This window comes from Solibacillus sp. NPDC093137 (assembly GCF_050280445.1).
Classification (GTDB): Bacteria; Bacillota; Bacilli; order Bacillales_A; family Planococcaceae; genus Solibacillus; species Solibacillus isronensis_B.
Map to the genome: position 1 here is coordinate 71,501 of NZ_JBNNVH010000003.1, position 26,648 is coordinate 98,148.

A 26,648-nucleotide genomic window follows, 5' to 3' on the forward strand; every position below is an offset into this window, starting at 1 on the left:
GGTTGTCATGCTTTTTCTCCCTTTAGAATAGTTTCCTGTTCTTTCGCAAATAAAGAACAGCCGAGTCCTGCCAGAAGCAGAACAACCGTAGCAACGAGGGCGTACTGATAAGAAAGGATCTCTGAAAAGTAGCGACCAGACACGGTTAATGTCGTCGCTACAAGTGCAATTCCTACTGCTGCTCCAACGCGGTTAAGCGTATTGTATAGCGTTGTCGCCTTGCTCATCTGACTTTTTGCTACATGATGAAAGGCCGAAAGTTGCGAACCGATTACACTATGTCCTAAACATATCCCGACTGCAAACATCAATCCGCGTAACAGCCAAGGATTTGCTGAAGGACCAATGATGGCGATACAGCAGAAAATCATTACTGTACCGATCAAACCGAGACGTACTGTATGCAGCATTCCGAAACGCTTGGATGTTCGAGGCAGTAATTTGGATGCGACCATCAGTCCAAGTGCCTCGGTAAACGTAATAAGTGAGCTTTCCAGAGCAGAAGCTGAGTACGCGTACTGATACATGAGCGGGAACAGATACAGCATCCCCATCAAGGCGCCCATGGAACACATCGCGACGAGACTCGATGAAAGGAAAAGCGGTTGTTCATACAGACGCACATCCAGCAGCGGCTCTTTTATTTTTCGTTCATATACATAAAACCGGCTTAATAAAAATACACCGACAATCGCACAAAAGACGACCGTAATGGAAACACCGTCTGATGCAATAAGGCTCAGAGTGAGCATTAACAGCGGCAACCCGAGTGCAATGAGTATATAGCCTTTCGTATCAAACGGTGCTTTAAAAATCTCAAATTCCGTTAAGGCAAAAAGTCCGATCAGGACTATGATGATACCAAACGGAATATTAATGAAGAACGCCCAGTTCCATGATAAATACTCCGAAAACAGTCCACCCACTAAGGGGCCAATCGCCGGTGCAAAGGCGATAGGCAATACTAATGAACGCGACAGATTTTGTCTTTCCGGTGGAGAAAATGTCCGAAACAGCAGTGTCATGCTGACGGGTGTAATGATTCCTCCTGCCAGTCCCTGCAGCACGCGCGCTAAAATAAGGGCCTGCAAGCTTCCCGCCAATCCGCAAAGAAGAGAGGCGAGTGTAAATAGACTGACAGAGAGTACATACATTCTTTTTACGCCGTACCGATTGCTTAAATAGCCGGCAGCAGGCAATGCAACAGCGATGCTGACAAGGTAGCCGATATTAATGCCGTTCGTTGCCCCCGGCGTTACACCGAATTCAACGGCAATTGTAGGAAGTAGCACATTGACAATCGTTCCGTCGATTGAAACCATGAACATCGCCACAACATAGAGGGCGATGATGACTGCTCGCTGTGCTTTCATCCCAAAACACTACGCAGACTTTTAGGTCTCATATCCAGCCAATTTTCTTCTAGATAGAGTTGGCATAATGGTTTTAACGCAGGGCCATATACGACCTCCCATCCGGCAGGGACAGGAATGACTGCTGGCCATACAGAGTGCTGTTCTTCCGCATTTCGCAAAACGTAATATTCACGATCTTCTTGTTCAAAAGGGTTAGACATACATTTTTTTCTCCTTTACTAAGTGCTTGACTAATGTTTGACCGACTTCATTCAATGGGATGGATTGACACATATCTTTATGGCGACAGGCAATATCAATCTGTGTAAGCTCTCCTTTGATATACGGATTCCACGAAGTAACATCAACGTCCGGGATCCAATCTGGCACAAGTGTAGATTTATAAAATAAAGCATCGCCATTATACGTTTCTTGCTGATGATTTTTCAGTAACTGAATCGAGTTTTTATAAACTTCTTTTAAGCGCAGAAAGGTCGATTCATCTAATGTTGCAATCGCGCTGCCCTCTGCTTTTAGAGCATCCATTACATATTCCTGTGTCACTTCATCTTCTATATCAGGTTCATACCCGGCTAGGGCAAGAAGTGCCACGAGTGCCTCCTGTTCTTCCGTCAGGTCCACTGGCGGGGTGAATGTGAACGGGTAGGCATCCATAATGCATAGAAGCGACAGTTCCTCTCCTTGGCGTTCCAGCTGGACAGCCATTTCCTGTACGACATTTCCGCCAAGTGACCATCCGAGTAGACGATAAGGTCCTTTTGGTTGAATTTCTTTGATGGCTTCAATATAGCCGAGCGCCATTTCAGTTAAAGAACCCGGAAGTTCACAGTCTTCGGCAATCCCTTTTGCTTGAATGCCGTATAGGGCAAACTCCGGCGGCAGATTTTTTAGCAATCCTGCATAGCACCAACTTAACCCCCCAGCAGGATGGACAGCAAAAATCGGTTGCTCCCCGCTGCGTAACGGCAGTACGGTGTTCAATGCCTGTGATTCTTTTCCTTTTTGCAGAATATGTGCGAGTCCGGATATAGTAGGTGCTTCAAATAAATGCCCGATTGCCAGCTCTTTCCCGAATGCCTCGCGTATGCGTCCGATCAGATGTACGGCTAGTAACGAGTGGCCGCCAAGTTCGAAAAAGCTGTCCTCTGTGCCGACCTGTGGCAGATTCAGTACTTCGCAGAACAGTTCACAAAGCAATGTTTCCTGCGGTGTTTTCGGCAATACAAGTTCCTGCAATGTAATAACAGGAGCAGGGAGCTGCTTCGTATCCAGTTTTCCGTTTGCTGTAAGCGGCATTTGCTCCAGGCAAGTACAGCTTGAAGGAACCATATAGACCGGCAGCGAACGGGAGACGAAATCTTTCAACATTTGCTCGGTTACGTCCGTGCCTTGCTCCGGAACATAGTAGGCAGCCAAGCGGACATCTTCTTTTCGATCTTCTCTCGCAATGACAGCTGCCTGTGCGATTTGCGGATGATTCAGAAGCACTTGTTCAATCTCGCCAAGCTCAATGCGGAAACCGCGTATTTTCACTTGGTGATCAATGCGTCCGATATAGTCCAGTTCGCCATTTTTCGTCCAGCGAGCCAGATCGCCTGTACGGTACATCCGGCTTCCCGGAGGTCCATACGGGTTGGCGATAAAACGTTCTGCCGTTAAGGAAGCGCGGTTTAAATAGCCTTGTGCCAAGCCTTCGCCAGAAACATACATTTCCCCGACAACACCGGGAGGAACAGGTTTTAACTGCCCATCAAGGACATAAATATTTAAATCAGGAATCGCCGTGCCGATCAGACTATTCGCCTGTGACTGGCTCAGTTCTTCATTTACACTTAAGTAGCTGACATGGACAGTTGTTTCGGTAATGCCGTACATATTCACAAGGGTAGGTGCATCTTCCGGATGTCGGTCATACCATTCCTGTAAACGCGTCAGGTTAAGTGCCTCCCCGCCAAACACAATGTAGCGTAGTGCCAGTTGTCCGGACAGTTCGGGATGCTCTTTATCAACGGTCATGAGCTGATAGAAGGCAGATGGTGTCTGGTTCAGCACCGTAATTTTCTTGTCTGCAAGCAATGTCAAAAAGTCGGTAGGTGAGCGGCTGACATTGTACGGTATGATTACGAGCTCACCGCCATATAACAGGGCACCCCATATTTCCCATACGGAAAAGTCAAAGGCATAGGAATGGAACAGCGACCAGCGATCTTCTTCGTTAAAATGAAACCATTCATCTGTTGCATCAAGTAAGCGGATAACGTTCTGGTTCGGAATAACCACACCTTTTGGTCGGCCAGTTGAACCGGAAGTATAGATAACATAGGCCGGATTCATTGGATGATTTTTATGATTTGTATTTTCACCAGGGAATGAAGTAAGTGAAACCTCCTCCATTACAAGCACTTCCAACACAGATGTCGCTTCTGCAGACGGCTTCAGGTCTTCTGTAGTGATTAAACAGCTCGGGTTTGAATCGTTTAAAATATAGTCAATTCGGTCTTGCGGATAAACCGGATCAATCGGCACATAGGCAGCGCCGGCTTTTAAAACGGCTAAAATGCTGACAATCATATCGGTTGAACGCGGCATTAACAGTGCGACAAATGTTTGGGATGTAACGCCTTTTTCGAGTAAAAGATGTGCTAACTGGTTCGCTTTACGGTTCAATTCGGTATAAGTAAGCTCTTCGTTTTCGTCACTGACAGCAATTCGTTCGGCATGCATTTCCACAATCGCTTCGAATTGTTCGGCAATCGTTTTTGGCTTGCTTACATGGCCTTTCGGATTCCAGTCAAGCAGAATTTGTTCCTGTTCCTGTTCCAACAGCACATTCAATTCTGAAATGGCCGGATTATGCAACGCCTGCTGCAGGACGATTACATAGCGTTCCATAAGAGCGGTAACTGTTTTTGCTTCATATAAATCTGTTCGGAATTCCACCTGTACTTCGATTCCATTAGGCTGCTCGGCTAGATATACCTCCCGCATTTCGATATTCAAATCGAATTTCGGCTGCCCAACCGTATGCAGCTGAATGTCGGCATTTTGGCCTTCCATTACAAGTGATGGCTGAGGCGTGTTCTGTAAGGCGAACATAATCTGGAAAATCGGATGCTGTGAAGGGACACGAGTCGGTTTTAATATTTCGACAATATGATCGAAAGGAACATATTGGTGCTCCATTGCCTCAATCGAGGTTTGTTTTACGCGTTCCATTAATTTTGTGAAACGAGGGTCCCCGGAAGTATCCGTCCGTATCGCCACCGTATTGATGAACATACCGACATTTGCCAGCAGTTCTTCCTGATCACGGCCCGCCATTGGACTACCGAGAATCAGATCTTCCCCTGCACCGAGCTTTGTCATGAGGGCCAAGAATCCGCTTTGTAGCACCATGTAAAGAGTTGCCTGTTCATCTTTTGCAAGCTGCTGCAGTTGTCTGTGAAGCGCGCAATCGATTGTAAACGTCAAAGTTTCGCTAGTCGGTTTCACCTGCAATTGACGCTTTCCATCCCGGACAAGCTCAATTTCATCCGGAACATGCTTCAGTTTTTCCTTCCAATAATTAATGTTGTCGTCTGTATAAACACCGTGCGTTTGCTGCCAAACCGCAAAGTCATGGTATTGAATCGTTAACGGCTCTAGCTCATGGCCTTCATAGGCAAGCTGCAGATCTTCAGTGAATGTTGCAAGTGACCAGCCATCCGCACTAATATGGTGGAAAACAACGACCAATGTGTTCAAATTGATGAGCGTTACACGGAAGCCGGGTTCCTGTTTCAAATCAAACGCATAGCGAGTGCACGCATTAATTTGAGCCGGCACCACTTCTGGGCTTACTTCCTCAATCAGCACTTTCGGCTTATCCTCAATGATTTTCTGATAGGGCACTCCATCCACTGTAGGATAAACCGTACGTAAAATGGCATGTTTTTCTACCACTTTACCAATGGCTTTAATCAGTTTTAATACATCAATCGGCTGATCAAATGTATAAACAAGCGGAATATTATAAGAAGCACTTGATTCCTCCAGCTGCTGTATAAACCATAAACTGCGCTGTGCATGCGATAATGGGATTTTTTCAACTTGCTGTCTGTCGATTACAGCGAGCGTCTTTTTCTTTGCTTTATCCACTGCTTGTGCCAGCTCTTTTACAGTAGGCTGATTGAAAATGACGGAGATCGATAAATCGATAGCAAATGTTTTCCGTAATGCCAATAGCAGCTCGGTTGCTAGCAGGGAATGCCCTCCTAGCTGGAAGAAGTTTTCATCAATTCCCACTGATTTGAGATTCAAAATATTTTCAAAGAATGTACAAATCGTTTCTTCGGTAAGCGTTGTCGGTTTCACTTTTGCAATAATCGAAACATGAGGCTGCGGCAGCTCTTTCCGGTCGACTTTTCCGTTATTCGTTAATGGAAAGGTCTCCATGAAAACAAAATGAGCAGGTACCATATAATCCGGCAAACGTTCTCCAAGCTGCAGTCTGCATTGTTCCTCTGTTTCATTCCCAACTACATAGGCTACGATTCGTTTATGACCCGGCTGATCTTCACGGATCATCACAACAGCTTGTTCAATTGAAGTGATTTCTTCAAGCGCATTTTCGATTTCACCTAATTCAATACGGAAGCCGCGAATTTTGACTTGGTGGTCGGCCCGGCTGACATAATGAAGGCTGCCATCCTCCTGCCACACAACTAAATCCCCTGTCCGGTACATGCGTTTGCCGGATGCAAATGGATGTGCAACAAAACGTTCTGCCGTTAAGGTTGGACGATTATGATAACAGCGCGCCAGTCCGTCACCAGCAATATACAATTCTCCAACGACACCAATCGGAACTGGCTGCAGCATGCTATCGAGCACATAAATATCTGTCCGGTCGATTGCATTCCCTAATGAAGGAGTATCTTGCGGGCGAATTTCCGTGCAAGTTGACCAGATTGTTGTTTCGGTAGGTCCATACATATTGTGAACGGTTGCTCCTGCTTCCAGTAGTGCCTGCGCAAGGCTTTTTGAAAGTGCTTCACCACCGACAAGTACAGTAAGTCCTTTCAGCGCGTCTTTTGCGTACTGTACCATCATCTGCCAAACAGTCGGTGTTGCCTGCATGATGGAAATGTTTTGCTGCTCGATCAGCGACTGCATCACAACTGGATCCTGTACCTGTTCTTTTGTCGCCAGATGAATCGATGCCCCGTACAGCAACGGTAAATAAAGCTCCAATGCCGAAATATCAAAAGAAATCGTTGTAATCGCCAGTAAATTGTCCTTTTCAGATAATGTAAATTGATGCTGCATCGCTTGTAAAAAGTTAACCAAGCTTGGCATTTCAACGACGACACCTTTTGGATTTCCCGTAGATCCAGACGTATAAATCATATAAGCTGTTTGTCCAATACAATTAGCAATCGGTTCGTAAATTTGCTTCGAAGGGTGTAACGGCACAATCGGTGTTCCTTCTGCAATAAATGAAACCTCACCATTTACGAGCACAATTTTAGGACGAGCATCCTCAATCATATAAAGTAGCCGTTCTGCCGGATAAGCAGGATCCATCGGAATATAGGCAGCACCAACCTTGAAGCAGGCAAGCATCGTTGCGACCATTTCAATCGAACGGTCCATGCAAATTCCGACAAAGTCTTCGAGCCCAATGTCATGCGCTTTCAGCTGAAGCGCAATCCGACCGACAAGCAGATCCAGTTCGGCATAGGAAATAGATGTATCATTCATCTGAACAGCGGTTGCACCAGGCATATTTTCCATCTGCTTTTTGAATAATTTATATACAGTGGCATTTTTCAGCTCACTGACAGTACCTTGTTTTGCCTCAAACATTGCCGCTTCTTCTTGCAATAGTATCGGGAAGTTGAACAGTGGTGTGTCAGCTTGATCTACCAATAACTCAAGCAACTGTAGGAAACGTGCGGCATGACGTTCCACTTCTGCCTGTTCATAAAGATCCGAGTTGGCTACAAGATCAAACTGCATTCCATTTGGCGTGCTATAGAAATTGAAAGAAATATCTTCAACAGGCCCTGTCACAACTTTCTTGTGCTCTACCTCGACATTTCCGAACAGATAGTTTTCATAAAAAGGCATGAAATTAATTTCCGGACCATACAGCTGATCATCGGTAGTCAGCCGCAAATCACGGCGCAGCTGTTCTTGACGGTACAACTGATGCTGCTTCATCTCCGTCATACAGCTTTTCACATTTATACATAGCTGTTCAAAAGTTTCTTCAGTCGTAAACGTTGCACGCAAAGGCAAAACATTTACCCGTGTACTTGGTACGGACAGTGACTTATGACCAAAACGGTTCATCAACGGAATGCCGACAATCACATCCTCTGCCTGTGACATCCGTTTTGTGTAGGCAATAACTGCTGCGGTAACGACTTCCTGTATGTTGACGTGCAGCTGCTTACTGTATGTTTCTAATTTCATCCATGTAGTGGCAGAAAGGGAAGAGGAGTGTAAAATAATCTGTCCCATACGGCCACTCTTTTTTTTGCTGAGCGAAATGACTTCGGTTCCTTGCATTTTGGATAACCAGTAGGCAGCGTCCGCCGTTGCCTTATCGGAAGTTCTGTACTTCACTTCCTGCTCTACCATCTGAACATAGTCACCAAACTGCTTTGTGAATGATTCATGATGAAGCAAAGCCGAATAGCGCTCGGAAATTTGCTGGAACAGTAACCGGAAACTATACGCATCACTGACAAGATGGTGAATGCGCAAATAAAGGAAATGTTCTTCGGCAGACACCGAAAATAAAATAGCGCGAACAAAGTTGTCCTTTGTTAAATCAAGCAATGTTTCGACATCCTCCTGCATATGTTGAAACGCTTCAGCCATTGAACACCTAATCTGTTCAGAATGAAATTGAACAGAAGAAGGAACCGTCTGGAAAAGTGAACCTTCTTCCTCTGAACATTGGATATGTAGTCCAATCGCGCTCTCAATTGTGGCATCGACTGCCTGTAACAGAAGGGTGGAGTCCACCGGAGCCTGAATATGTAAGTACTCCGCTGTATTGTATAAATGGCTTTCCGTTAAATGGTGGGCATACCAAATCCCTGCAGCAGCTTCAGTTAAAGGGAAACGTAATTCAGCCATTCGACTCAACCTCCGTAATCTGCCATCGATTGTTTGATCAGACGATGCCATCCATAGATTGTTGGCTCATCGGCAAGCTGTATGAATGTAAGTGCAAAGCCTTTTTGGCGGAGTTCTTCAACGATTGTCATCATCGTGATGGAATCGATTCCAACATCCAGTAAATAATCTTCATCCGAAATCGTATCAATCGGTTCTGTCACATATTGAGCAACAAGTTCGCGCAGCTGTTCCATTGTAAAATCAGTTTGAGTTGTCATATTATCAACCTTCTTTTCCTAATATTCTGTATCTTAACGTTTTAATTGCTGTTCAAGTAAAAGGCGTAAATCCTTTTTCGAAACTTTGCCTAGATGGGTCAATGGGAATTTCTCTACAAATAAAATTTCATCCGGAATTTTATAAGTAGCCAGTCCGCGCTCACGCAAGAATGACTTCAGCTGGCGTTTCGTTACCTCCGTATTCCTTAGAATAATGAAGGCACAGCTTTTTTCACCCATATAGTAATCGGGCATCCCGACAATTGCCGCATCATGGACTGCTGGGTGGGCAAGCAGCATATTTTCTACTTCTTCCGCCGCAATTTTTTCCCCGCCGCGGTTAATTTGATCTTTTGCCCGGCCTTCTACGATCAAATAACCATCTTCCGTGCATCGAACAATATCACCTGTCCGGTAAAAGCCATCCTTTGTGAACGCCTTTTCATTATGTTCAGGCGCTTTATAGTATCCTTGGATCGTATAAGGTCCACGTGTCAACAGATGACCTGTTTCGCCAACCGGCAATTCCTGGTCTTCATCATCCACGATTTTCACCTCGTCATATGGGGACATCGGGCGACCTTGCGTATGAATGACAATTTCATCAGGATCATCCAATCGAGTGTAATTGACCAAACCTTCCGCCATACCGAATACTTGCTGCAGTTGACAATCAAATACAGGACGCACACGTTTCGCTGCTTCAGCACTGAATTTCGAGCCGCCGACAAGCATGACTTCCAAGCTCGATAAATCCTCCGTATGATTCGGCTTCATATCCAGCCAATGCAGGGCAAGGGACGGGACAAGCGGTACCATTGTCACAAGGTGCTTTTCAATAAGCGGGAAAGCAACATCCGGACTAGGCGATGGACTTAAAACGATTTTACCGCCAGCATAAAGGACCCCTAATATCCCCGGGGAACTCATCGGATAATTATGAGAAACCGGTAGCACAACCAAAAATACCGTCTCTTCTGTCACCTGGCATTGTTCAACACTCAACTTAATCGTGTACATATACTCGTCATGCGTTCTCGGAATCAGCTTGGAAAGTCCTGTACTCCCGCCAGATAGCTGCAGGAATGCTACTTCGCTCCCTCTAACTTCAGGGAAATCGATAGATTGTGTACTGAATAATGAATCAAATGATACAAACTCCTGCGCCTCGCCAAGAACGATGACATGCTCCAGCGAATGAACTGCGTGCTGAACTTCTCGCGCAAGATCTCGGTAGTCAAATCCCCCAAAATGATCCATTACGATATAAGCCTTCGCTTCCGCAAATTCGCAGAAGTATCGAATCTCGTTGGAACGGTGAGAGGGAAGTGAAAAGACAGGCAGTGCACCAATCTTAAATAGGGCAAATACAATTTCTACATAACCCGCCACATTCGGAAGCTGTACAACGACACGATCCTCTTTCTGAATCCCAAGCAGTAAAAGACCGGCTGCCAACTGGTCCACACGCTCATTAAGCTGTGCATATGTAAGTGATCGTTTATCATCCATAACCGCCACATTGTCAGCAAATTGTCGAGCACGATCTTCAAGCATCTGGCCGAAAGTTAAACCTACCCAGCAACCAGACTCCCGATAAAACTCAGCTCGCTCAGCAGGCCACGGTGTAAAACCATCTAACATGGGCTGAAACCTCCTATAATAAATCTTTAATTATCAACATATCAATAATGATATTGATAATCATTATCAATATACTGTAACGGCTATGCTACTCCTTAAACGATTACTCGTCAACAATTGATGAACAATTTGATTCAATTAGACCAAGCGCTCTGGTTCTTTCGACTTTTTTTATATTTATTATCATGGACTTAAAGAGGGATCTGTAAAATACAGGAGGATCGTTACCTAAAAATTAGGAAAGTGTGTCATAAGCAAAGTGAACTGTAACCTTTTTGTAACTCTTTCCATAGGAGTTGGCTATATAATAAACTTATTCCAGAAAACGATTAAAGCCAGCGTTAGTTAGGGGTGCGTATGCACATGAGAAAAGGCATTGGATGGATAACGATTATAATGGTCACATTGCTTGCGGGCTGCGATCTTGTAAAATCCCCAAATGATTTAATTATTTCACCAGACCAGCAAGACGAACAGAAAAGGAAACTGGAACAACAGCTCAAGATATTGTTGCCACCCTCCAGTGAACTCGTCACACCGGTGCAAAGCGACAAAAATCAGTCCATTTTTATCGAGGATCTGGATGGTGACGGACAGCAAGAAGCCATTGTTTTATACAGAAATCCACAACAGAAATCGCAAGTTCATGTTGTTGTTTTACAAGAAGATAATGAATGGCGGGAAGCGACGAAGGTTGAACCAAATGGGCAGGCAATCGATTATTTTGGACTTCATGACTTAGATAAAGACGGTGTAATGGAAGTAGTAGTCGGTTTAGGAGAAAGTGAGTTTGAAACGAAAAAACAGATGATGATTTATGTATGGCAGGACAGAAGCTTGAAAAAGACGGTCGAACGCAGTTATGAAGGGCTTGATATTTCAGATTATAATACTGATGAAAGATTGGAACTTCTTCTTGTGGATGGTGAAAGAAGAGCGTCGTATACCGCCGAATTATTTCACTATGAATTAGGGGATTTAGTCTCCCTATCTGCAGTTTCTTTAAACAGCTATGCATTTCATCAGCGGATGAAGAGCGGAAAGTTACATGACGGCAATCACGCATTATTTATCGATAGCGCAATTGGTGTGAACGCTATGCTAACTGAAATTATTGCTTATGACGGTACGAAATTGATAAAGGTAGGGGCTGAACAAGGAGATCTTCCACTTAAATCGCTGCCATTATACAGTACGGATATTAATGAAGACGACATAATGGAAGTCGGTGAAACCTATTTGCCGCAAAGGTGGGTTGAGGCAGATTCAACTGAAACCCCATATCTCGTGCGCTATGTCACCTATTCAACGGTACTTCTAAAAAAGTAACAGAAAGGGCTACCAACCTTGAACATACTTTTTATATAGATATTCCGGAAAAATGGCACGGAAAAGTGACCATTAAATCGATAGAAAACGGCATTCAACTTGTATCACTTGCAAACAATGATCTGCTGTATGAAGTGAAATGGGCGAATAAAGAAACACCCAATTCCGCTCAAACAATATTAGAAGAAACGAAAGACACGATTTATTATTCTACAATAGAAGAACACCCGGATTTTCCTGTTGAAGCATTTCATTTGGAACAATACGAGTTTTAAGCGAGGGCAAATATGACAAACATCCTAGTTGTTGAAGATGAACTATCCATTCGCAGTTTTGTCTCATTAAGTTTGAGAAAGAAAGGCTATGAAGTGATGGAAGCCGAATCAGGCGAACAGGCATTAGAGTTATTTCGAAATAGAAATTTCGATGTTGTTTTGCTCGATTTAATGTTGCCGGGAATCGATGGATTTACGGTCTGCCAGGAGATTAGGAAAGTAAATCAAAAGGTAGGCATCATCATGATTACAGCCAAAACACAAGAGAAGGATAAAATAGAGGGCCTTGTGATAGGGGCTGATGATTATTTATGTAAACCGTTTAGTCTTCAGGAATTGGAAGTGAGAATTTTTTCGCTTATGCGGAGAATAAATGTAGGTGACGAGGCAGCATCCAAAATGACCGATCTACTGATTTCCGGGGACTTCAAAATGGACTTAAAAAACAACAAATTTTACAGTTCAGACGAAATAGTGAAGCTGACACCGACTGAATTCTCCCTGCTGCATTTTCTAATGGGGCATCCAAACGATTTGTTTACAAGGGATGAGTTATTGGATGCTGTATGGGGTGAAAATTATGTAGGCGAATTAAAAGTTGTGGATGTCAATATAAGACGGATTCGTCAGAAAATCGAAAAAGATCCTTCCTCCCCAATGTATTTATGTACAGAATGGGGACGCGGATACCTTTGGAAGGTTAACGAATGAAACGTAAAGTCATTCTTTATTTCATGATTATCATCATTTTGACGTTAACCCTCGTGATGACGGTATTTTGGGGCGCAATGACAAAGTATTATTACCAAGGAATCGCCAATACGTTTCAACAACATGTTGAAGCGATACATCCTAGATGGGTAAATGAAATCGAGCTTACTTCCGACAGGATAAAAGATTTCGGTGACTTCGTTGTAAAAAGCTATGAGTTTGACGGTGCGGAACTGCAGCTGTTGAATCGTGACGGTGAAATGATCCAGTCTTCTACAGGGTTTTATGAAGACATCAGCTATACAGTGGATCCGAATCTCTTTTCTTCCTATAGCCCTTATTATGAAAAGGAGGAGCTTGAACAGACAGAAGAGAAAGTTTTGGCTATGTATATCCCGTTGCTGTTGGACGGCAAAGTGATAGGCGTACTTCGTTATACTACGTCATTAACAGAGACCAATCTTCTCATACAAAGCCTGTTAGGATACGGAATCTTGCTATGTTTCGGAGTTGCGGCAATTGTCTTTCTTGTAGCCCTTCAGCTTGCCCAGTCTATTGTGAAGCCCTTTAATGAAATCATTCAATTTACAGAAACAATGGCGAAAGGTCACTTCGAAAAAAGAATCAAGGAAGATTATCCGGCTGAATTAGGCGAAATGTCAAAAACACTGAATTATATGGCGGATGAGATTGTCAAAACGGACCAGTTAAAAAATGATTTCATCTCCTCAATTTCCCATGAACTTCGGACACCGCTGACAGGAATAAAAGGGTGGGCTGAAATGCTGGAGTCACCAGAAGGCTTAACGGAAAAAGAAATCAACTTTGGTTTACGTATGATCAACAGTGAATCTGATTGCCTCATAAAATTGGTGGAGGATCTTCTGAATTTCTCAAGATATGAGTCAAACCGCATTGAGCTACACCTGACAAAGTTTGCCTATGCGACACTGGTTGAAGAAGTAACATTACAGTTGCAAAGTAAAGCAAATGAAAAGAATATCCGCATGAAACTGAACAGTACCCCAGTTGCTATTTACGCCGATGAAGATAAAATCCGGCAAGTTTTATTGAATACACTCGAAAATGCGATTAAATTTTCGCCTCATAACAGCGAAATAGTTATTAATCAATATGAATCGAACGGGAAGGCAATTTGTATAATTCGGGATGAAGGAATTGGAATAAAGGAAGAACAACTACAGCATATTATGAATTCTTTTTATAAAGCCGATATGAAATCCGTTGGTGCCGGACTTGGATTAGCGATTTCCCGTACGATCATTTTAAAGCACGGCGGGACAATCGAGGTGAATAGCACATACGGAAAAGGTACAGAAGTTTTTATTGAATTGCCCTTAAATAGTAGCCTGTAATAGAGAGAGGGGAAACAACATGAAGAAATTAGTAGGAATGTTTACTGCTTGCTTATTGCTGGCCGGCTGCGGTTCTGAAAGTGAGGAGCAAATAAAAGACAAAATCATCGTAGCTTTGGAAAATGAGGAATACGAAGAAGCATTAACATTGATTGAGGAAAATAGTTTAGCCGATGAAGAAACAAAGGTTTTGTCTGCACAACTTCAAGAATTCAATGAAGTAAAGGAAGCAAAGAGTCAGGCCGATTGGGACCGTGTTTTGGAAAAAGCACATTCACTGCTGGAAAATCCGGCATTGGACAACAATTTAAAAAAAGAGCTTGGAGGCATGGTTGTAGAAGCCGAAACGGAAATTAATAAGAGCATCAGAGAAAGCTTTGAACAAAATTCCGCGAACGGGGACGAAGAAGGAAATCCCCCGCCTGGAGAACCCGAAGATCCATCTGTCAGCTTGAAGGAAAAGTACCTCGCTAAATTAGCGGATGTAGAAAAAAGTGTGAAAGAGTTTGATGAAATTTTTGATCAAGGGATACAAGTAGAAATGACAGCAGCAGAGGGAGAAATATTCTCGAAATGGGATATGCTATTAAATGAAATCTACGCAGATCTAAAGAAAACCTTGCCACCTAATGACATGAGCAAACTAAGAGAAGAGCAGCGTGACTGGCTGGAATATCGCGACGAAAAGGCAACAGAAGACGCATTACAATATAAAGGCGGATCAATGGAAACACTACAATATGTGAGCACTCAAGCTCAGTTAACAAAAGAGCGATGCTATGAATTAGTCGATTTGTATATGAAATAGGACTGTAAGGTCAATTCCTTACAGTCTTTTTGGCTCCCCGGATGTTCTAATAAAACGTAAAATGTTCTAATATCCACCACAAAACTTCTAACTAAAATCCCACCCCCAATCGAATCAATTAATCGCCCATCGAACGTAATAGGCAGTATAAAATAATTTAAATTTACATTGATTCTTCAAATAGAATGATTTATTATGGTCAACAAAGTAATTTTTAGAAAATTTAGAAAAATATCTGTTGGAGATGATATAAAAATGGAAGAGTCAAAACCTTGTAATGCTTCAAGAGTCATTCGTTCAAGTCGGGTATTCCCGAATGATTTTAATAATCATAATACTTTGTTTGGTGGCAGGCTGTTGAGTGATATGGACCAAGTAGCCTCAATATCTGCAGCAAAGCATAGCAGACGAGAATGTGTCACGGCATCGGTTGATACAGTAGAGTTTTTAACACCGATCCGACCGGAAGAAGCCGTTACCTTCGAGTCATTTGTAGTTTGGACGGGGACGAGCTCGATGGAAGTGTTTATAAAAGTGCATGCCGAAAATATGCGGACAGGAGAAAGCAAGATTGCGGCGATTTCCTATTTTACATTTATAGCGCTTGATTCAGCCGGGCAACCTACTAAAATTCCACAAGTTTATCCGGAAACAATCGAAGAACGCTATTTATATGAAAAATCCAAACAGCGCACGAATTACCGGAATGATAAACGGGTTTTCAATAAAGAAACAGTGAGTTACCTTCGAAAAAATCATTCTTGGATGGCGTAATCCCTCCCATTCAATTAAATAAGCGGCAAGTACTAGCTTGCCAAAAAATAAAACCGAACCATTTTGACGCTCGATAAAGCGCCCCAAAATGATCCGGTTTTTTAATTATTCGTTCACCCGTACCGGTTGGCTGTCAAACCGCCATCAATTACAAACTCTGATGCTGTTGAATAGCTGGAGTCATCACTTGCTAAAAACAGCACAAGCTTCGTTACTTCCTCAGGTGTAGCCCCCCGTTTCATAGGGACATGGTTCAACAGTTTGCCAATTGAATCCGTAACAGTAGGATTTTCGTCTTTTGTCATAACCATTGGCGTCATAATAATACCGGGATGAACTGAGTTAACTCGGATTCCCGTATGCGCCATCTCAAGACCGATAGATTTGGTCATTCCGGTAACAGCAAATTTAGATGCATCATATGCAACAGAACCATCTTTACTCCCTAAAAGCCCTGCGATAGATGAAATATTTACAATCGATCCGCTGTTCATTTTAAGCATTGATGGAATTACTGACTTCATTCCAAGAAAGACACTTACTTGATTGACATCGATAATTTTCCGGTATTCTTCTTCGGTCATATCGACAATCGATTTCTTTAAACCAATTCCAGCATTATTGATTAATATATTTACGGGTCCGAATGTGTTTTCAACATCGGAAACAATCGATTCCCATTCTTTTAAGTTCGTCACATCATGTTTATAAAACTTGCAATTTTCCGCTCCAAGTTGTTCGGCCAGTTGTGCGCCTTCTTCCGATAAAATATCAGTGATCGCTACTTTTGCACCTTCTTCGATAAATGCTTTTGCATGAGCAGCGCCTTGTCCACGAGCAGCACCTGTTATAATCGCTACTTTTCCTTCCAATTTACCCAATGTCGTCACTCCCTTAGTATCATTTCCCCAATAAAAAGAATAAAATTCCCCAAATTTATCCTTTTTAGGATAGTAGCATACTAGAATTTTTCGAGCAATATAAGGTGGACCGTAAATATACTGCTGATTCTTTTTAATTAGAGCATTATTGCCGGTACAAATAAATTCGTTTATCCGAATTGAGAATATTTAATGCCTCTCTGTATTTAGCGACCGTTCTGCGTGAAATCTTTATATTTTCCTGTAACAGTTTCTCGGTAATTTGCTGATCAGTCAGAGGTGAATCCTTATCCTCATTGTCGACATAGTTGGCTATTTTTTGTTTGATCAGCATAACCGAATCCTTTTTGCCGGATTTGTTCGCAATCCCTTTCGGAAACAGAGATTTGAACGAATAAATGCCATGTGGTGTCTTTAAATATTTATTTTTGATGGCCCGGCTTATTGTGGATTCATGCAGATCGAGCAATACTGCAATGTCTTTTAAATTAATAGGTTCCAAACTTTCCATACCTTTTTCAAAAAAGTCGGACTGAATAGTGAGCAATGTTCTTGTTAGTTTATATAAAGTGCGGTCTCGCTGTTCTATTCCGTACATTAAAAGCATGACATCCTTTAAACAATCTTGAAAATAGCTTTCGTTTTCATCATTCTGTTTTAGTAGTTCCACATATTCCTCGTTGATGGTCAAAGATGATTTTAGTTGGCTTTGTGTATTAATAATCCACTCATTCTTTATTTTTTCCACGGATATATCAGGAATGATATATTCTTCGCTTGCAGGATTTTGGACAGAAGGAACGGGTCTCAGGCTTTTAATATAAAAAATAATATTCTGTGTTTCTTTAACTGAAATTTTGTAATAGCTGCTTAAAAATTTAATCGATAGATTGGCGACCTTTTCTAAATGGTTGCAAATAAAGTCCGCTGCCAAACACGGAGCATCTGGATCGTTCTGGACTTGCAGCAGCAAAAACTCCTTTAAATCTCTTGCCCCTACCCCAATCGGTTCAAAAGTTTGAAGAAGTTGCAATATGTTTTCAGTATGAAACAGGTCAACATCGAATTTGTCGGCAACTTCATTTAAATCCACATCTAAAAAATAATTGTGATCAAGATGGTCAATTAAATATTTTAATATTTTCAGATCGGTTGGTGAAAGGTTCATGTTTAACGGAATCTGTTCAATAAGAAAATCCATATCCGAATGTTTTTCGACGATCAGGCTTTGCAAAAATTCACTGTTGGCATAGTTGCCGGACCGATAATCAGTATGAATGGATGATAATTCAATTAAGTTATCCATCGACTGCAAATTGGCTTCGGTTAGTGTAAGTAACGGATTTTCATTGGCTTTCTCACGTATGTAAGATTCTAATTCTACTGATGAGAGCTGTAAAATCGCTAAATGCTGGACTTGCTCCATAGAAAGTTTTTGAGTAAGCGTCTGTGTTAGGTTCACATTAAAATTCATATCAAAGTTCATTGTTTTCCCCCCTCAAAGTAAAAGTTTAGTCGAAGTAGACGGAATTTTCTATAAATTTCGTAAAATTTCTTTTATAAATCGTCCATATGGCACGAAAATTGCTTTGAAAATTATAAGTAAAAAGGAACGGAGGGGCACTATGGTCATTCAAAAAGTTTACGAGAATATAGAGTCTTGTTTTGAAGGAATTGTTGTAGAAGGAAATAAAATCGGCAGGAAGATCGGTTTCCCTACTGCAAATTTAAATATTCAGTCCGGTATCAATTTCCCCACGCTTAATGGGGTGTATAGTGTGGAAATTCAGCATGGCGACGAGCGGTTCGGCGGAGTGATGAATATTGGGGTAAAGCCGACATTTGAAGAAGATCTGAAAGAAAAAGTATTTGAAGTTCATATATTCGAATTTGATAAAGAGATTTACGGAGAGTTGCTGAAAGTGGAAATTTGCAGCTTCATCAGAAGAGAAAAGAAGTTCAGAAATGTGGAAGACCTTAAAAAACAGCTCTCCGAAGACTGTGATACTGCGAAGGAACAACTGCTGAATAAAAATCAGGAAACACATTATCAAGCCCATTATCTGCAGGAGTTCAACCGCGATATTGAAACAACGGTCATTCATTTGCCGGACTTGGATTTTGTTCGGTTCTGCGAGGAAAAATTCAGTGTGAACAGAGGGGTGTACAATACGGTGGACAAATGGTTTGCCGAACATCAAGTTGTGAACATCATCCGAAGAAGAATGACCATTTTACGTTTCCTGTACTGGGTCACTGTTTATATTCCGCGTGAGTGTAAATTGGAGTTCGGACCTAAAGGATTAACGGAGCAGCTAAGCTTTTACTATATGAATCATGTAAAAGGGGAAAAGTAGCAGCCGGAATTTTATAGGTTGGCATAATAATTGCTTAGTAGATTATAAATGATGAAATAGGAGGTTCATATGGATTTTCAAAATATTATTGTCGCTAAAGAGCAGCATATAGGGATTATTACAATCAATCGACCTGAAGTACGAAATGCATTGGACTCATTTACGTATGAAGAAATTGAACAGGCAATGAAAAAGTTTGAAAAAGATGAACAAGTCATCGTTGTTATTTTGACAGGAAGCGGAGAAAAAGCTTTTGCTTCCGGTGCAGATATCGGCCAACTCCAGCAAAGACGCTTCGCGGATGCATTAGAACCTGGTCTGCAAGGATTATGCAAAACAATTGAAGAGAGCGGAAAAATTGTCATCGCTGCTGTGAATGGCTATGCATTAGGCGGTGGATGTGAATTGGCGCTTGCGTGTGATATTCGAATTGCTTCAAATACAGCAAAGTTTGGTCTTCCGGAATTGAACTTGGGGATTATACCAGGCGGGGGCGGCACACAACGCTTATCAAGAATCATAGGAAAAGGCAGAGCATTGGATATGATTTTGACAGGAGCCATCATCAATGCTGACAGAGCGGAACATATTGGCTTAGTGTCAAAGGTTGTTCAGTCAGGTTCATTACTGGAAGAAACGATTGACTATACAAAGTCGATTGTTTCAAAAGGGCCGCTTGCATTGAAACTGGTCAAAGCTGTCGTTCATCAAGGCTTTGATCTGAATTTGGAAGCTGCATTAAAACTGGAAAAGCTTACACAGGCAATCGTATTTGAAAGCGAAGATAAATTGGAAGGTACAACAGCTTTCCTGGAAAAAAGAGAATCCCATTTCGTAGGAAAGTAAAGTGTTTCAAAATTAAACTGAATATTCCATTTATGAAACAAATAAAGAATTGAAATAAGAAACGAGGTTTGAAAATGAAAACGATTTCTGTAATTGGAGCAGGTGTAATGGGAAGAGGAATCGCCTATTCTGCTGCATTAGCAAATTTTAACGTAACACTGCATGATATTTCAGAACAAAGTCTTCAAAATGCAAAAGAGCAAATTGAGAAAGATTTAAACAAATCGATTGATAGAGGCTATGCAAAAGAAGAAGATCGCCAACCTATCGCCAATATTCAATATACAACGAGTTTAGAAGAGGCAGGGAAGAAAGCGGATTTAGTTATCGAAGCAGTCCTTGAAGATATGGCATTGAAAATCGAAGTATTCCAGAAACTCGATCAGCTTTGTTCGCCGCATACAATTTTGGCGACGAATACTTCCACGATGAGTCCGACTGAAATCGGTGCTCAAACGAAAAGGGCGAGCCAAACGATTGCGATGCATTTTTTCAATCCAGTACCGCGCATGAAACTTGTTGAAGTTGTTCGTGGTTTGGATACATCCGATGAAACATATGAAAAGGTGAAACAGGCAGCACTTCAAATGAATAAGGAAGTTGTTGAAGTGAATGAATTCCCGGGGTTTGTAACAAGCCGCATGAACTGTCTGATCGGCAATGAAGCGATGAACATGCTGATGGAAGGGGTTGCATCAGCTGAAGATATCGACAAAGCTTTGAAACTAGGATTAAACCATCCGATGGGTCCATTGGAATTAGCCGATCTGGTCGGGTTGGATTCAAGGTTGCGCAACATGCAATATTTGTATGAAACGCTCGGTGAAAAATACAGACCATGTCCATTGCTCACAAAGTATGTGAAGGCAGGGAAGCTTGGACGTAAATCTGGCGAAGGTTTTTATAAATACGATTAAAGGGGAACTTGCTATGTCAAACATTGTCATTATCGATTCGGTCCGAACAGCGATCGGAAAGCTGGGCGGGAGCCTGAAAGATGTAGAGGCCGATTATTTGGGCGGAACTGTACTCAATGAAATTACACGCCGCACAAATATTGATGCACAGCTAATCGATGAAATCATTTTAGGACAGGGAAAACAAAGTACCGATACACCAAATTTAGCACGTGTAGCATCACTAAGAGCACAATTGCCAATAGAAATTCCAGGATACACGGTGCATCGCCAATGCGGATCTGGTTTACAGGCAATCAATAATGCGGCACTGCAAATCGGAGGAGGTTTGGCGGACTTTATTATCGCGGGTGGTGTAGAAAGCATGAGCACGGCACCATATTATATTCGCAACGGCCGCTACGGTTATGGAGCAGGCAACGGACAGATTTTGGATCCGAACACAGAAAGTCAGCCCCGTTCACAGCCGATAGATCAATACGGTTCTTTTACAATGGGAGAAACTGCTGAAAATTTAGCCGTTAAGTACAGTATTTCACGTGAGGAGCAAGATGAATTCGCGTACCGCAGCCAACAACTGGCACATGATGCAATTAATAAAGGCATTTTCAAATCTGAAATCGTGCCATATGAAATTAAACAAAGAAAATCGACCATCACTTTTGAAACGGACGAGCACCCACGTTTATCGAGTGTAGAAGATTTGGCAAAACTTAAAGCGGTATTTAAAAAAGACGGGACTGTAACTGCCGGCAATAGTAGCGGAAGAAATGACGGTGCTTCTGCATTATTAATCGCATCAGAAGAAGCAGCCCAAAAACACGGTTTTAAACCGAAAGCTCGTATTATTGCCCAGGCTGCAGCCGGTGTATCACCGGAAATCATGGGTATTGGCCCGGTGCCGGCGACACAAAAAGCATTGAAACAAGCCGGACTTACTTTACAGGACATCGGAATAATCGAGTTAAATGAAGCTTTCGCCGCACAGTCGCTCGCGGTTATTAAAGAGTGGGGCATTCCGGTTGACCGGATTAACGTAAATGGTGGGGCCATTGCATTTGGTCACCCGATTGGAGCAACAGGGGCAATTTTAATGACAAAATTGCTTCATGAGATGGAGCGCCGAGGAGAACGGTACGGTCTTGTTACATTATGTATTGCAGGCGGTTTAGGAATCTCTACAATTGTTGAGAATTTACAAGTATAGGAGGATAACAAAGATGAATATTTATGTTCTATTAAAATCAACATTTCATACGGAAGAAAAAATCGTGATCGAGAATGGGAAAATCAAAGACAATGAGGCCGAATTTATTATAAATCCATATGACGAATATGCGGTTGAAGAAGCGATTCTACAACGCGATGCACATGGCGGGAAAGTTGTCGTTGTTTCGGTAGGCGGAGAAGACGCGGAAAAACAGTTACGTACAGCATTGGCAATGGGTGCAGATGAAGCTGTCCTCATTGAAGATGAAGATGTTGAAAATGGTGACGCATCTACGACTTCACGTATTTTAGCGGAATACTTAAAAGACAAAGAACCGGATCTGATTTTAGCAGGAAACATGGCAATTGACGGTGGTTCAGGACAAGTTGGTCCATTAGTTGCCGAGTTATTAGCTATTAATGCTGTAACGACTATTACCGAGCTGGCTATTGAAGGCGGTAAAGCAAACATTACTCGTGATGTGGAAGGAAATAGTGAAATCATCGAAATCCCTTTACCGGTTTTAGTAACTTGTCAGCAAGGATTAAACGAACCGCGCTATCCTTCGCTACCGGGAATTATGAAGGCGAAGAAAAAATCACTTGAAACATTGGAACTGGATGACCTGGATTTAGAAGATCTCGAAGGGTTAACGGAAACAAAAGAGATTTATTTACCGAAACCGAAATCATCGGGCGTTATTTTACAAGGCGAGCCTTCGAAGCAAGTACAGGAATTAATTCAGATTTTACGTACGGACGTAAAAGTTATTTAAGGGGGATGAAATAATATGAGTAAAATTATAGCGGTTGCAGAATTAAGAGATAATGGATTGCGTAACGTGTCTTTTGAAACAATTAGTCTTGCAAAGCAGTGGGATGATGAAAGTGAAGTTGTGGCGGTTGTACTCGGCACTGCTGACAGCAAGCATGGACAAGCGATGATTCATGCCGGAGCAGATCGCGCTATTTTAGTAAGCAATGAGCAGCTACATACACCGACTGCCGAAAACTTCACACAAGCATTGATGCAAGTGATTAATGAAGAACAGCCAACAGGCATTGTATTTGGTCATACATCGATCGGAAAAGACGTCGCTCCACGTATTGCCGGAAGATTAAATGCGGCTTTGTTATCTGACGTTGTAAGTATTGAAGGGCAAAAGCAGGATGCAGTATTTACTAGACCGATATATGCCGGGAAAGCATTTGAAAAAACACAGGGGAAAACAGAAACAGTACTTGTGACAGTACGTCCGAATAATATTGAAGTATTACAAACTGATTCTTCTCGCCAAGGTGACATTACAGTGAAGGAAGTGGAATTGGTAGACTTGAAGACGGTAGTAAAAGAAGTCGTCCGCAAAGTTTCTTCAGGTATCGATTTATCGGAAGCGAAAGTCATTGTATCAGGCGGCCGCGGGATAAAAAGTGCAGATACATTTGAAATGCTGCGTGAGTTAGCGGAATTATTAGGCGGAACAGTTGGAGCTTCACGCGGTGCATGTGATGCAGGGTACTGCGATTATGCACTGCAAATCGGCCAAACAGGTAAAGTGGTTACACCGGATCTATATATTGCATGCGGAATATCCGGGGCCATTCAACATGTGGCGGGCATGTCCAATTCAAAAATTATTGTTGCGATCAACAAAGATCCGGAAGCAAATATATTCTCGATTGCAGACTACGGTATTGTCGGAGATTTATTCGAAGTGATTCCTCTATTGATTGAGGAATTAAAGCAGTCGTTGAAAGCAGTATAATAAGGAAGAAATTAAAATAATAATCGCGTTTCAAAAGCGAAATGGATGTTTTAAGTTTGAAACGTCCATTTCGTTTTAATTTGCCTGAAAAAAATTATTTAAGAGGATGTACCGATCGATTTGTATGACTTTTTCTTTATTTAGTGAAGAAAATACAAAAAATATTATAAAAAGAATAATATTTGCTAGTTTGGTACAAAAATTGCTTTATTAAAAATAAGCTCGATGTGACAAGGGCGTTTCATAAAACTACCAAATAAAAAACTTAGGAGTGAACTTAAATGACTAACACAAGTAAAGAAATGAAGTTTGGTTTATTTTTCCTGAACTCAATTCCACCGACGAAAACTGACGCTGAAGAGCTGAAGGACGGGTTGGAACAAATTAAACTGGCAGATGACTTAAGGTATGAAGCGGTTTGGATTGCTGAACATAATGCACGTGCTTATGGTGTTGTAAGTAATACTGCTGTTTACTTATCCGCGGCAGCTGCGATCACTAAAAATATTAAGCTTGCTACAGGGGTAACACGTTTACCGTTGCACCATCCATTACAAGTAGCCGAAGATATGAATTTAGTAGATGTAATCAGTAATGGCCGACTTTATTTAGGTGTAGGTAAGGGCTACGATAAGTTGGAGTTTGATGCATATAATATCGATTTTGATGAAAGACATGCAAAATATTTGGAATCTTTGGATATTTTAAAGGCGGCAATCCAGTCTGAGCGTGTAACGTACTCAGGTCAGTTCTACAATATTAATAATATCCCGGTATATCCGCGTCCGATTCAAAAAGATGGTCCGCCTATTTTTGTAATGGTATCAGGAAATGATGCGTCAATGATCAATGCGGCTGAACAAGGGCATTCTTTCATGCTTGGTGGTATCACAAACGAAGATACAAACCACAAAATTAAGTTGTACCGTGAATCGGCGCTGAATTCGGGGCTTTCTGAAGAATATGTTGAAAGCGCTATCTCGCGTTCTGGTAAGCTATTATTCTGTTATGTTGCTGAAACGACGGAACAGGCACAAAAGGAGTACCGTGCTGGACTTGAGTGGTATATGAGCGAACGCGATAATCGCCCAACGTTTGGTGTTATTGACCGTGAACGTAATGTTGATTATGACCGCTTCCTGCAATCAGAAAATACGTTAGTCGGTTCTCCTGAAAAAGTGATTGAAGATATTGAGCGTTTCAAAAAAGAAACAGGACTGAACAATATTATTTTATGGATGAATATTGGCGGCCAACCTCAAGAACAAGTGCTGAAATCGATGAATCTATTCGCGGAAAAAGTGATGCCTCATTTTAACGGAGCAAAGGTAGAACAATTAAACTCGTAAATATTTAATAACAAGGGGGAAAAGGGATGAATACACGTAAGTTAGGAATGTATCTTTCGGGGGCAATGTTATCAATTTTATTAGTAGGCTGTAGTAGTGCAGATGCTGGATCTGATTCAGATGTATATGAATTCGATACAAACTTCTCGGCTTCGGCATCAAGCGATTTTATAAAACATGTTGCAGAACCTTGGGCGGAGTATATGGAAGAAAAATCTGACGGCCGTCTAAAGGTAAATATTTATTCTGGAGCAGCTTTGGGCTCATTAAGTTCTGGTTACGCGGATATTGAAGCAGGGGTGTATGATGCCGGATTTATCATTCCTGGTTTACATGCGGATACGGATGTATTCCCGTCAACAATTGGAGATATTCCGTTTTTACTTCAATCTCCGGATTTAGTTCCTGAAGTAATGGGACCATTTATTGAAAAGTACGGTATGGATATTTCAGATGATGTAACATATTTGGGTGTCACATCAACGGATGCCTATCAGATTTTCGGTGAAGAGCCGATTAAATCTGTAGGTGATTTAAAAAACAAGAAAGTTTCGGATAGTGTTGCAGGACGTATTGAATTACTGAAAACATTAGGCGCGGTGCCGGTTTCCATGTCGAATGCGGATCTTTACGAAGCATTGGAGCGCGGAATTACGGATTATGCTGTTTACACGGGTGTTGGTGCAATCGGTTACAAATTCGATGAAGTTACGAAATGGATGACGAAAGCGGACGTAGCTGTAAGTGTAATGCCGTTTTATATCAATACAGACTTTTTAAATTCTCTTCCTGAAGATTTACAGGAATTAATGATTAATGACCTTGGTCCAAAATTCAATGAGCTTTGTACAGAAATGTATATCAATACCGCTGTGAAAAATATTGCGAAGTACGAAGAATTAGTTGCCAAAAATGGTGGCGGTGTTTACGAGCCTACTGAACAGGAGTTTGCTGAATGGAAAGCTCCGATTAAAAAACAGATGGAAGATTGGGCAGCTGAAGCTACAAAACGCGGATATGATGGTCAAGCAATGGTCGATTACTATACGGAATTGCTGGAGACTGCAGGGGTAGACGTTCCTAAGTAATCCTAATTGGGGGATAAGCGTTGAATTTGCTTTTCCCCCTGTTACTAAAAAGGAGGGGTAATCATGGCATTTTTTGATAAATTTGCGAAAGGCTTTTCCATGGCTGTTGCTTACATTGCTTACATATCGCTGACGTTGATGATGCTTTTCGTAGGAGTAGCTGCAGTAGCGCGTGCACTTCATAAACCTATTATCGGGGATATCGAAATTGTACAGTTAGGGATGGTTATTTTAATTGCCGGTGCTCTGGCCTACACAGAGTATAAAAATGGACATGTGGAAGTTGGAATTATAGTAGATCATTTTCCTTCTACGATACAGAAAATATTAAATATCTTCTCTCTTATTCTTACAGTAATCTTTAGTCTTACGGTTGCGTATGCATTCTACACAAAATTTGATGCGCAGCACTCATCAGTATTGCTTGGATATAAATTTTATCCTTTAAAAATATTGCTGATTATCGGTTTTATTGCCTGGGCTTTAATGGCTATTCAAAAGATTACAGTACTGTTGAGGATGAAAGGTTACGAAAAATGGGAGGAATAGAA

22 protein-coding genes are annotated in these 26,648 nt (G+C 41.8%); 15 read left to right on the plus strand and 7 right to left on the minus strand.

Annotated features, from left to right (window positions below):
* Positions 1–5 precede the first annotated feature (5 nt).
* From ACQKN3_RS13400 to ACQKN3_RS13420, 5 genes are read right to left on the minus strand one after another with little or no spacing between them, the layout of a single operon-like run.
* Positions 6–1,373: a DHA2 family efflux MFS transporter permease subunit gene (locus ACQKN3_RS13400; RefSeq protein ID WP_427712145.1), complete on the minus strand. Its 1,368-nt coding sequence runs from the start codon at positions 1,371–1,373 to the stop codon at positions 6–8.
* Positions 1,370–1,576: an MbtH family protein gene (locus tag ACQKN3_RS13405; protein WP_427712148.1), complete on the minus strand. Its 207-nt coding sequence runs from the start codon at positions 1,574–1,576 to the stop codon at positions 1,370–1,372. The genes ACQKN3_RS13400 and ACQKN3_RS13405 overlap by 4 nt, the downstream gene beginning before the upstream one ends.
* A complete protein-coding gene (locus ACQKN3_RS13410; protein WP_427712151.1) occupies positions 1,569–8,507 on the minus strand; it encodes an amino acid adenylation domain-containing protein in 6,939 nt (2,312 codons plus the stop codon). The genes ACQKN3_RS13405 and ACQKN3_RS13410 overlap by 8 nt, the downstream gene beginning before the upstream one ends.
* Positions 8,508–8,512: 5 nt before the next feature.
* The gene (locus tag ACQKN3_RS13415) at positions 8,513–8,767 is read right to left on the minus strand and encodes a phosphopantetheine-binding protein (protein ID WP_014822959.1); all 255 of its coding nucleotides are present in this window, start codon (positions 8,765–8,767) and stop codon (positions 8,513–8,515) included.
* Positions 8,768–8,800: 33 nt separating this feature from the next.
* Positions 8,801–10,411 carry a (2,3-dihydroxybenzoyl)adenylate synthase gene (locus ACQKN3_RS13420; protein ID WP_427712154.1) on the minus strand — a complete coding sequence of 537 codons (1,611 nt, stop codon included), beginning with the start codon at positions 10,409–10,411 and terminating at the stop codon, positions 8,801–8,803.
* 363 nt (positions 10,412–10,774) lie between these two features.
* Between ACQKN3_RS13420 and ACQKN3_RS13425 the strand changes: the two genes are divergently transcribed.
* The 6 genes from ACQKN3_RS13425 to ACQKN3_RS13450 all read left to right on the plus strand — a co-directional run bounded on the left by ACQKN3_RS13425 (position 10,775) and on the right by ACQKN3_RS13450 (position 15,684).
* Complete coding sequence (locus ACQKN3_RS13425; RefSeq protein WP_427712156.1) at positions 10,775–11,740, plus strand: FG-GAP repeat domain-containing protein; 966 nt, start codon at positions 10,775–10,777, stop codon at positions 11,738–11,740.
* Between the two features lie 65 nt (positions 11,741–11,805).
* Positions 11,806–12,015, plus strand: coding sequence for a hypothetical protein (locus ACQKN3_RS13430; RefSeq protein WP_427712159.1), 210 nt, complete (start codon positions 11,806–11,808; stop codon positions 12,013–12,015).
* 12 nt (positions 12,016–12,027) lie between these two features.
* Positions 12,028–12,726 carry a response regulator transcription factor gene (locus tag ACQKN3_RS13435; protein ID WP_427712162.1) on the plus strand — a complete coding sequence of 233 codons (699 nt, stop codon included), beginning with the start codon at positions 12,028–12,030 and terminating at the stop codon, positions 12,724–12,726.
* The gene (locus ACQKN3_RS13440) at positions 12,723–14,102 is read left to right on the plus strand and encodes a HAMP domain-containing sensor histidine kinase (RefSeq protein WP_427712165.1); all 1,380 of its coding nucleotides are present in this window, start codon (positions 12,723–12,725) and stop codon (positions 14,100–14,102) included. The genes ACQKN3_RS13435 and ACQKN3_RS13440 overlap by 4 nt, the downstream gene beginning before the upstream one ends.
* A gap of 19 nt (positions 14,103–14,121) precedes the next feature.
* Positions 14,122–14,910 carry a lysozyme inhibitor LprI family protein gene (locus ACQKN3_RS13445; protein ID WP_427712169.1) on the plus strand — a complete coding sequence of 263 codons (789 nt, stop codon included), beginning with the start codon at positions 14,122–14,124 and terminating at the stop codon, positions 14,908–14,910.
* A 255-nt stretch (positions 14,911–15,165) separates the two neighbouring features.
* Positions 15,166–15,684 (plus strand): acyl-CoA thioesterase, encoded by a 519-nt coding sequence (locus ACQKN3_RS13450; RefSeq protein ID WP_008406119.1) that lies wholly within the window; start codon positions 15,166–15,168, stop codon positions 15,682–15,684.
* A gap of 113 nt (positions 15,685–15,797) precedes the next feature.
* On the opposite strand, the gene ACQKN3_RS13455 is transcribed toward ACQKN3_RS13450, so the two are convergent.
* Positions 15,798–16,565 carry an SDR family NAD(P)-dependent oxidoreductase gene (locus ACQKN3_RS13455; protein ID WP_008406117.1) on the minus strand — a complete coding sequence of 256 codons (768 nt, stop codon included), beginning with the start codon at positions 16,563–16,565 and terminating at the stop codon, positions 15,798–15,800.
* 145 nt (positions 16,566–16,710) lie between these two features.
* The gene (gene rpoN / locus ACQKN3_RS13460; protein ID WP_427712172.1) at positions 16,711–18,051 is read right to left on the minus strand and encodes an RNA polymerase factor sigma-54; all 1,341 of its coding nucleotides are present in this window, start codon (positions 18,049–18,051) and stop codon (positions 16,711–16,713) included.
* 139 nt (positions 18,052–18,190) lie between these two features.
* Between rpoN and ACQKN3_RS13465 the strand changes: the two genes are divergently transcribed.
* The 9 genes from ACQKN3_RS13465 to ACQKN3_RS13505 all read left to right on the plus strand — a co-directional run bounded on the left by ACQKN3_RS13465 (position 18,191) and on the right by ACQKN3_RS13505 (position 26,646).
* Positions 18,191–18,922: a riboflavin kinase gene (locus tag ACQKN3_RS13465; protein WP_427712175.1), complete on the plus strand. Its 732-nt coding sequence runs from the start codon at positions 18,191–18,193 to the stop codon at positions 18,920–18,922.
* Between the two features lie 69 nt (positions 18,923–18,991).
* Complete coding sequence (locus ACQKN3_RS13470; RefSeq protein WP_427712178.1) at positions 18,992–19,768, plus strand: enoyl-CoA hydratase/isomerase family protein; 777 nt, start codon at positions 18,992–18,994, stop codon at positions 19,766–19,768.
* A 74-nt stretch (positions 19,769–19,842) separates the two neighbouring features.
* Positions 19,843–20,685, plus strand: coding sequence for a 3-hydroxyacyl-CoA dehydrogenase family protein (locus ACQKN3_RS13475; RefSeq protein WP_427712180.1), 843 nt, complete (start codon positions 19,843–19,845; stop codon positions 20,683–20,685).
* Between the two features lie 13 nt (positions 20,686–20,698).
* Positions 20,699–21,892, plus strand: coding sequence for a thiolase family protein (locus ACQKN3_RS13480; RefSeq protein WP_427712183.1), 1,194 nt, complete (start codon positions 20,699–20,701; stop codon positions 21,890–21,892).
* A 13-nt stretch (positions 21,893–21,905) separates the two neighbouring features.
* Complete coding sequence (locus ACQKN3_RS13485; protein WP_427712186.1) at positions 21,906–22,670, plus strand: electron transfer flavoprotein subunit beta/FixA family protein; 765 nt, start codon at positions 21,906–21,908, stop codon at positions 22,668–22,670.
* Positions 22,671–22,685: 15 nt separating this feature from the next.
* Positions 22,686–23,660, plus strand: a complete 975-nt coding sequence (locus ACQKN3_RS13490) for an electron transfer flavoprotein subunit alpha/FixB family protein (RefSeq protein WP_008406106.1) — start codon at positions 22,686–22,688, stop codon at positions 23,658–23,660.
* Positions 23,661–23,941: 281 nt separating this feature from the next.
* Positions 23,942–25,009, plus strand: coding sequence for an LLM class flavin-dependent oxidoreductase (locus ACQKN3_RS13495; protein WP_427712189.1), 1,068 nt, complete (start codon positions 23,942–23,944; stop codon positions 25,007–25,009).
* A gap of 26 nt (positions 25,010–25,035) precedes the next feature.
* Positions 25,036–26,097 (plus strand): TRAP transporter substrate-binding protein DctP, encoded by a 1,062-nt coding sequence (dctP, locus tag ACQKN3_RS13500; RefSeq protein ID WP_008406104.1) that lies wholly within the window; start codon positions 25,036–25,038, stop codon positions 26,095–26,097.
* 63 nt (positions 26,098–26,160) lie between these two features.
* Positions 26,161–26,646, plus strand: a complete 486-nt coding sequence (locus ACQKN3_RS13505) for a TRAP transporter small permease (protein WP_008406103.1) — start codon at positions 26,161–26,163, stop codon at positions 26,644–26,646.
* Positions 26,647–26,648 lie beyond the last annotated feature (2 nt).

Excerpts from the sequence above, each read along its gene's own strand:
- ACQKN3_RS13400 (WP_427712145.1), bottom strand. The coding sequence starts at position 1,373 with ATGAAAGCACAGCGAGCAGTCATCATCGCCCTCTATGTTGTGGCGATG.
- ACQKN3_RS13405 (WP_427712148.1), bottom strand. The coding sequence starts at position 1,576 with ATGTCTAACCCTTTTGAACAAGAAGATCGTGAATATTACGTTTTGCGA.
- ACQKN3_RS13410 (WP_427712151.1), bottom strand. The coding sequence starts at position 8,507 with ATGGCTGAATTACGTTTCCCTTTAACTGAAGCTGCTGCAGGGATTTGG.
- ACQKN3_RS13415 (WP_014822959.1), bottom strand. The coding sequence starts at position 8,767 with ATGACAACTCAAACTGATTTTACAATGGAACAGCTGCGCGAACTTGTT.
- ACQKN3_RS13420 (WP_427712154.1), bottom strand. The coding sequence starts at position 10,411 with ATGTTAGATGGTTTTACACCGTGGCCTGCTGAGCGAGCTGAGTTTTAT.
- ACQKN3_RS13425 (WP_427712156.1), top strand. The coding sequence starts at position 10,775 with ATGAGAAAAGGCATTGGATGGATAACGATTATAATGGTCACATTGCTT.
- ACQKN3_RS13435 (WP_427712162.1), top strand. The coding sequence starts at position 12,028 with ATGACAAACATCCTAGTTGTTGAAGATGAACTATCCATTCGCAGTTTT.
- ACQKN3_RS13440 (WP_427712165.1), top strand. The coding sequence starts at position 12,723 with ATGAAACGTAAAGTCATTCTTTATTTCATGATTATCATCATTTTGACG.
- ACQKN3_RS13445 (WP_427712169.1), top strand. The coding sequence starts at position 14,122 with ATGAAGAAATTAGTAGGAATGTTTACTGCTTGCTTATTGCTGGCCGGC.
- ACQKN3_RS13450 (WP_008406119.1), top strand. The coding sequence starts at position 15,166 with ATGGAAGAGTCAAAACCTTGTAATGCTTCAAGAGTCATTCGTTCAAGT.
- rpoN (WP_427712172.1), bottom strand. The coding sequence starts at position 18,051 with ATGAACTTTGATATGAATTTTAATGTGAACCTAACACAGACGCTTACT.
- ACQKN3_RS13465 (WP_427712175.1), top strand. The coding sequence starts at position 18,191 with ATGGTCATTCAAAAAGTTTACGAGAATATAGAGTCTTGTTTTGAAGGA.
- ACQKN3_RS13470 (WP_427712178.1), top strand. The coding sequence starts at position 18,992 with ATGGATTTTCAAAATATTATTGTCGCTAAAGAGCAGCATATAGGGATT.
- ACQKN3_RS13475 (WP_427712180.1), top strand. The coding sequence starts at position 19,843 with ATGAAAACGATTTCTGTAATTGGAGCAGGTGTAATGGGAAGAGGAATC.
- ACQKN3_RS13480 (WP_427712183.1), top strand. The coding sequence starts at position 20,699 with ATGTCAAACATTGTCATTATCGATTCGGTCCGAACAGCGATCGGAAAG.
- ACQKN3_RS13485 (WP_427712186.1), top strand. The coding sequence starts at position 21,906 with ATGAATATTTATGTTCTATTAAAATCAACATTTCATACGGAAGAAAAA.
- ACQKN3_RS13490 (WP_008406106.1), top strand. The coding sequence starts at position 22,686 with ATGAGTAAAATTATAGCGGTTGCAGAATTAAGAGATAATGGATTGCGT.
- ACQKN3_RS13495 (WP_427712189.1), top strand. The coding sequence starts at position 23,942 with ATGACTAACACAAGTAAAGAAATGAAGTTTGGTTTATTTTTCCTGAAC.
- dctP (WP_008406104.1), top strand. The coding sequence starts at position 25,036 with ATGAATACACGTAAGTTAGGAATGTATCTTTCGGGGGCAATGTTATCA.
- ACQKN3_RS13505 (WP_008406103.1), top strand. The coding sequence starts at position 26,161 with ATGGCATTTTTTGATAAATTTGCGAAAGGCTTTTCCATGGCTGTTGCT.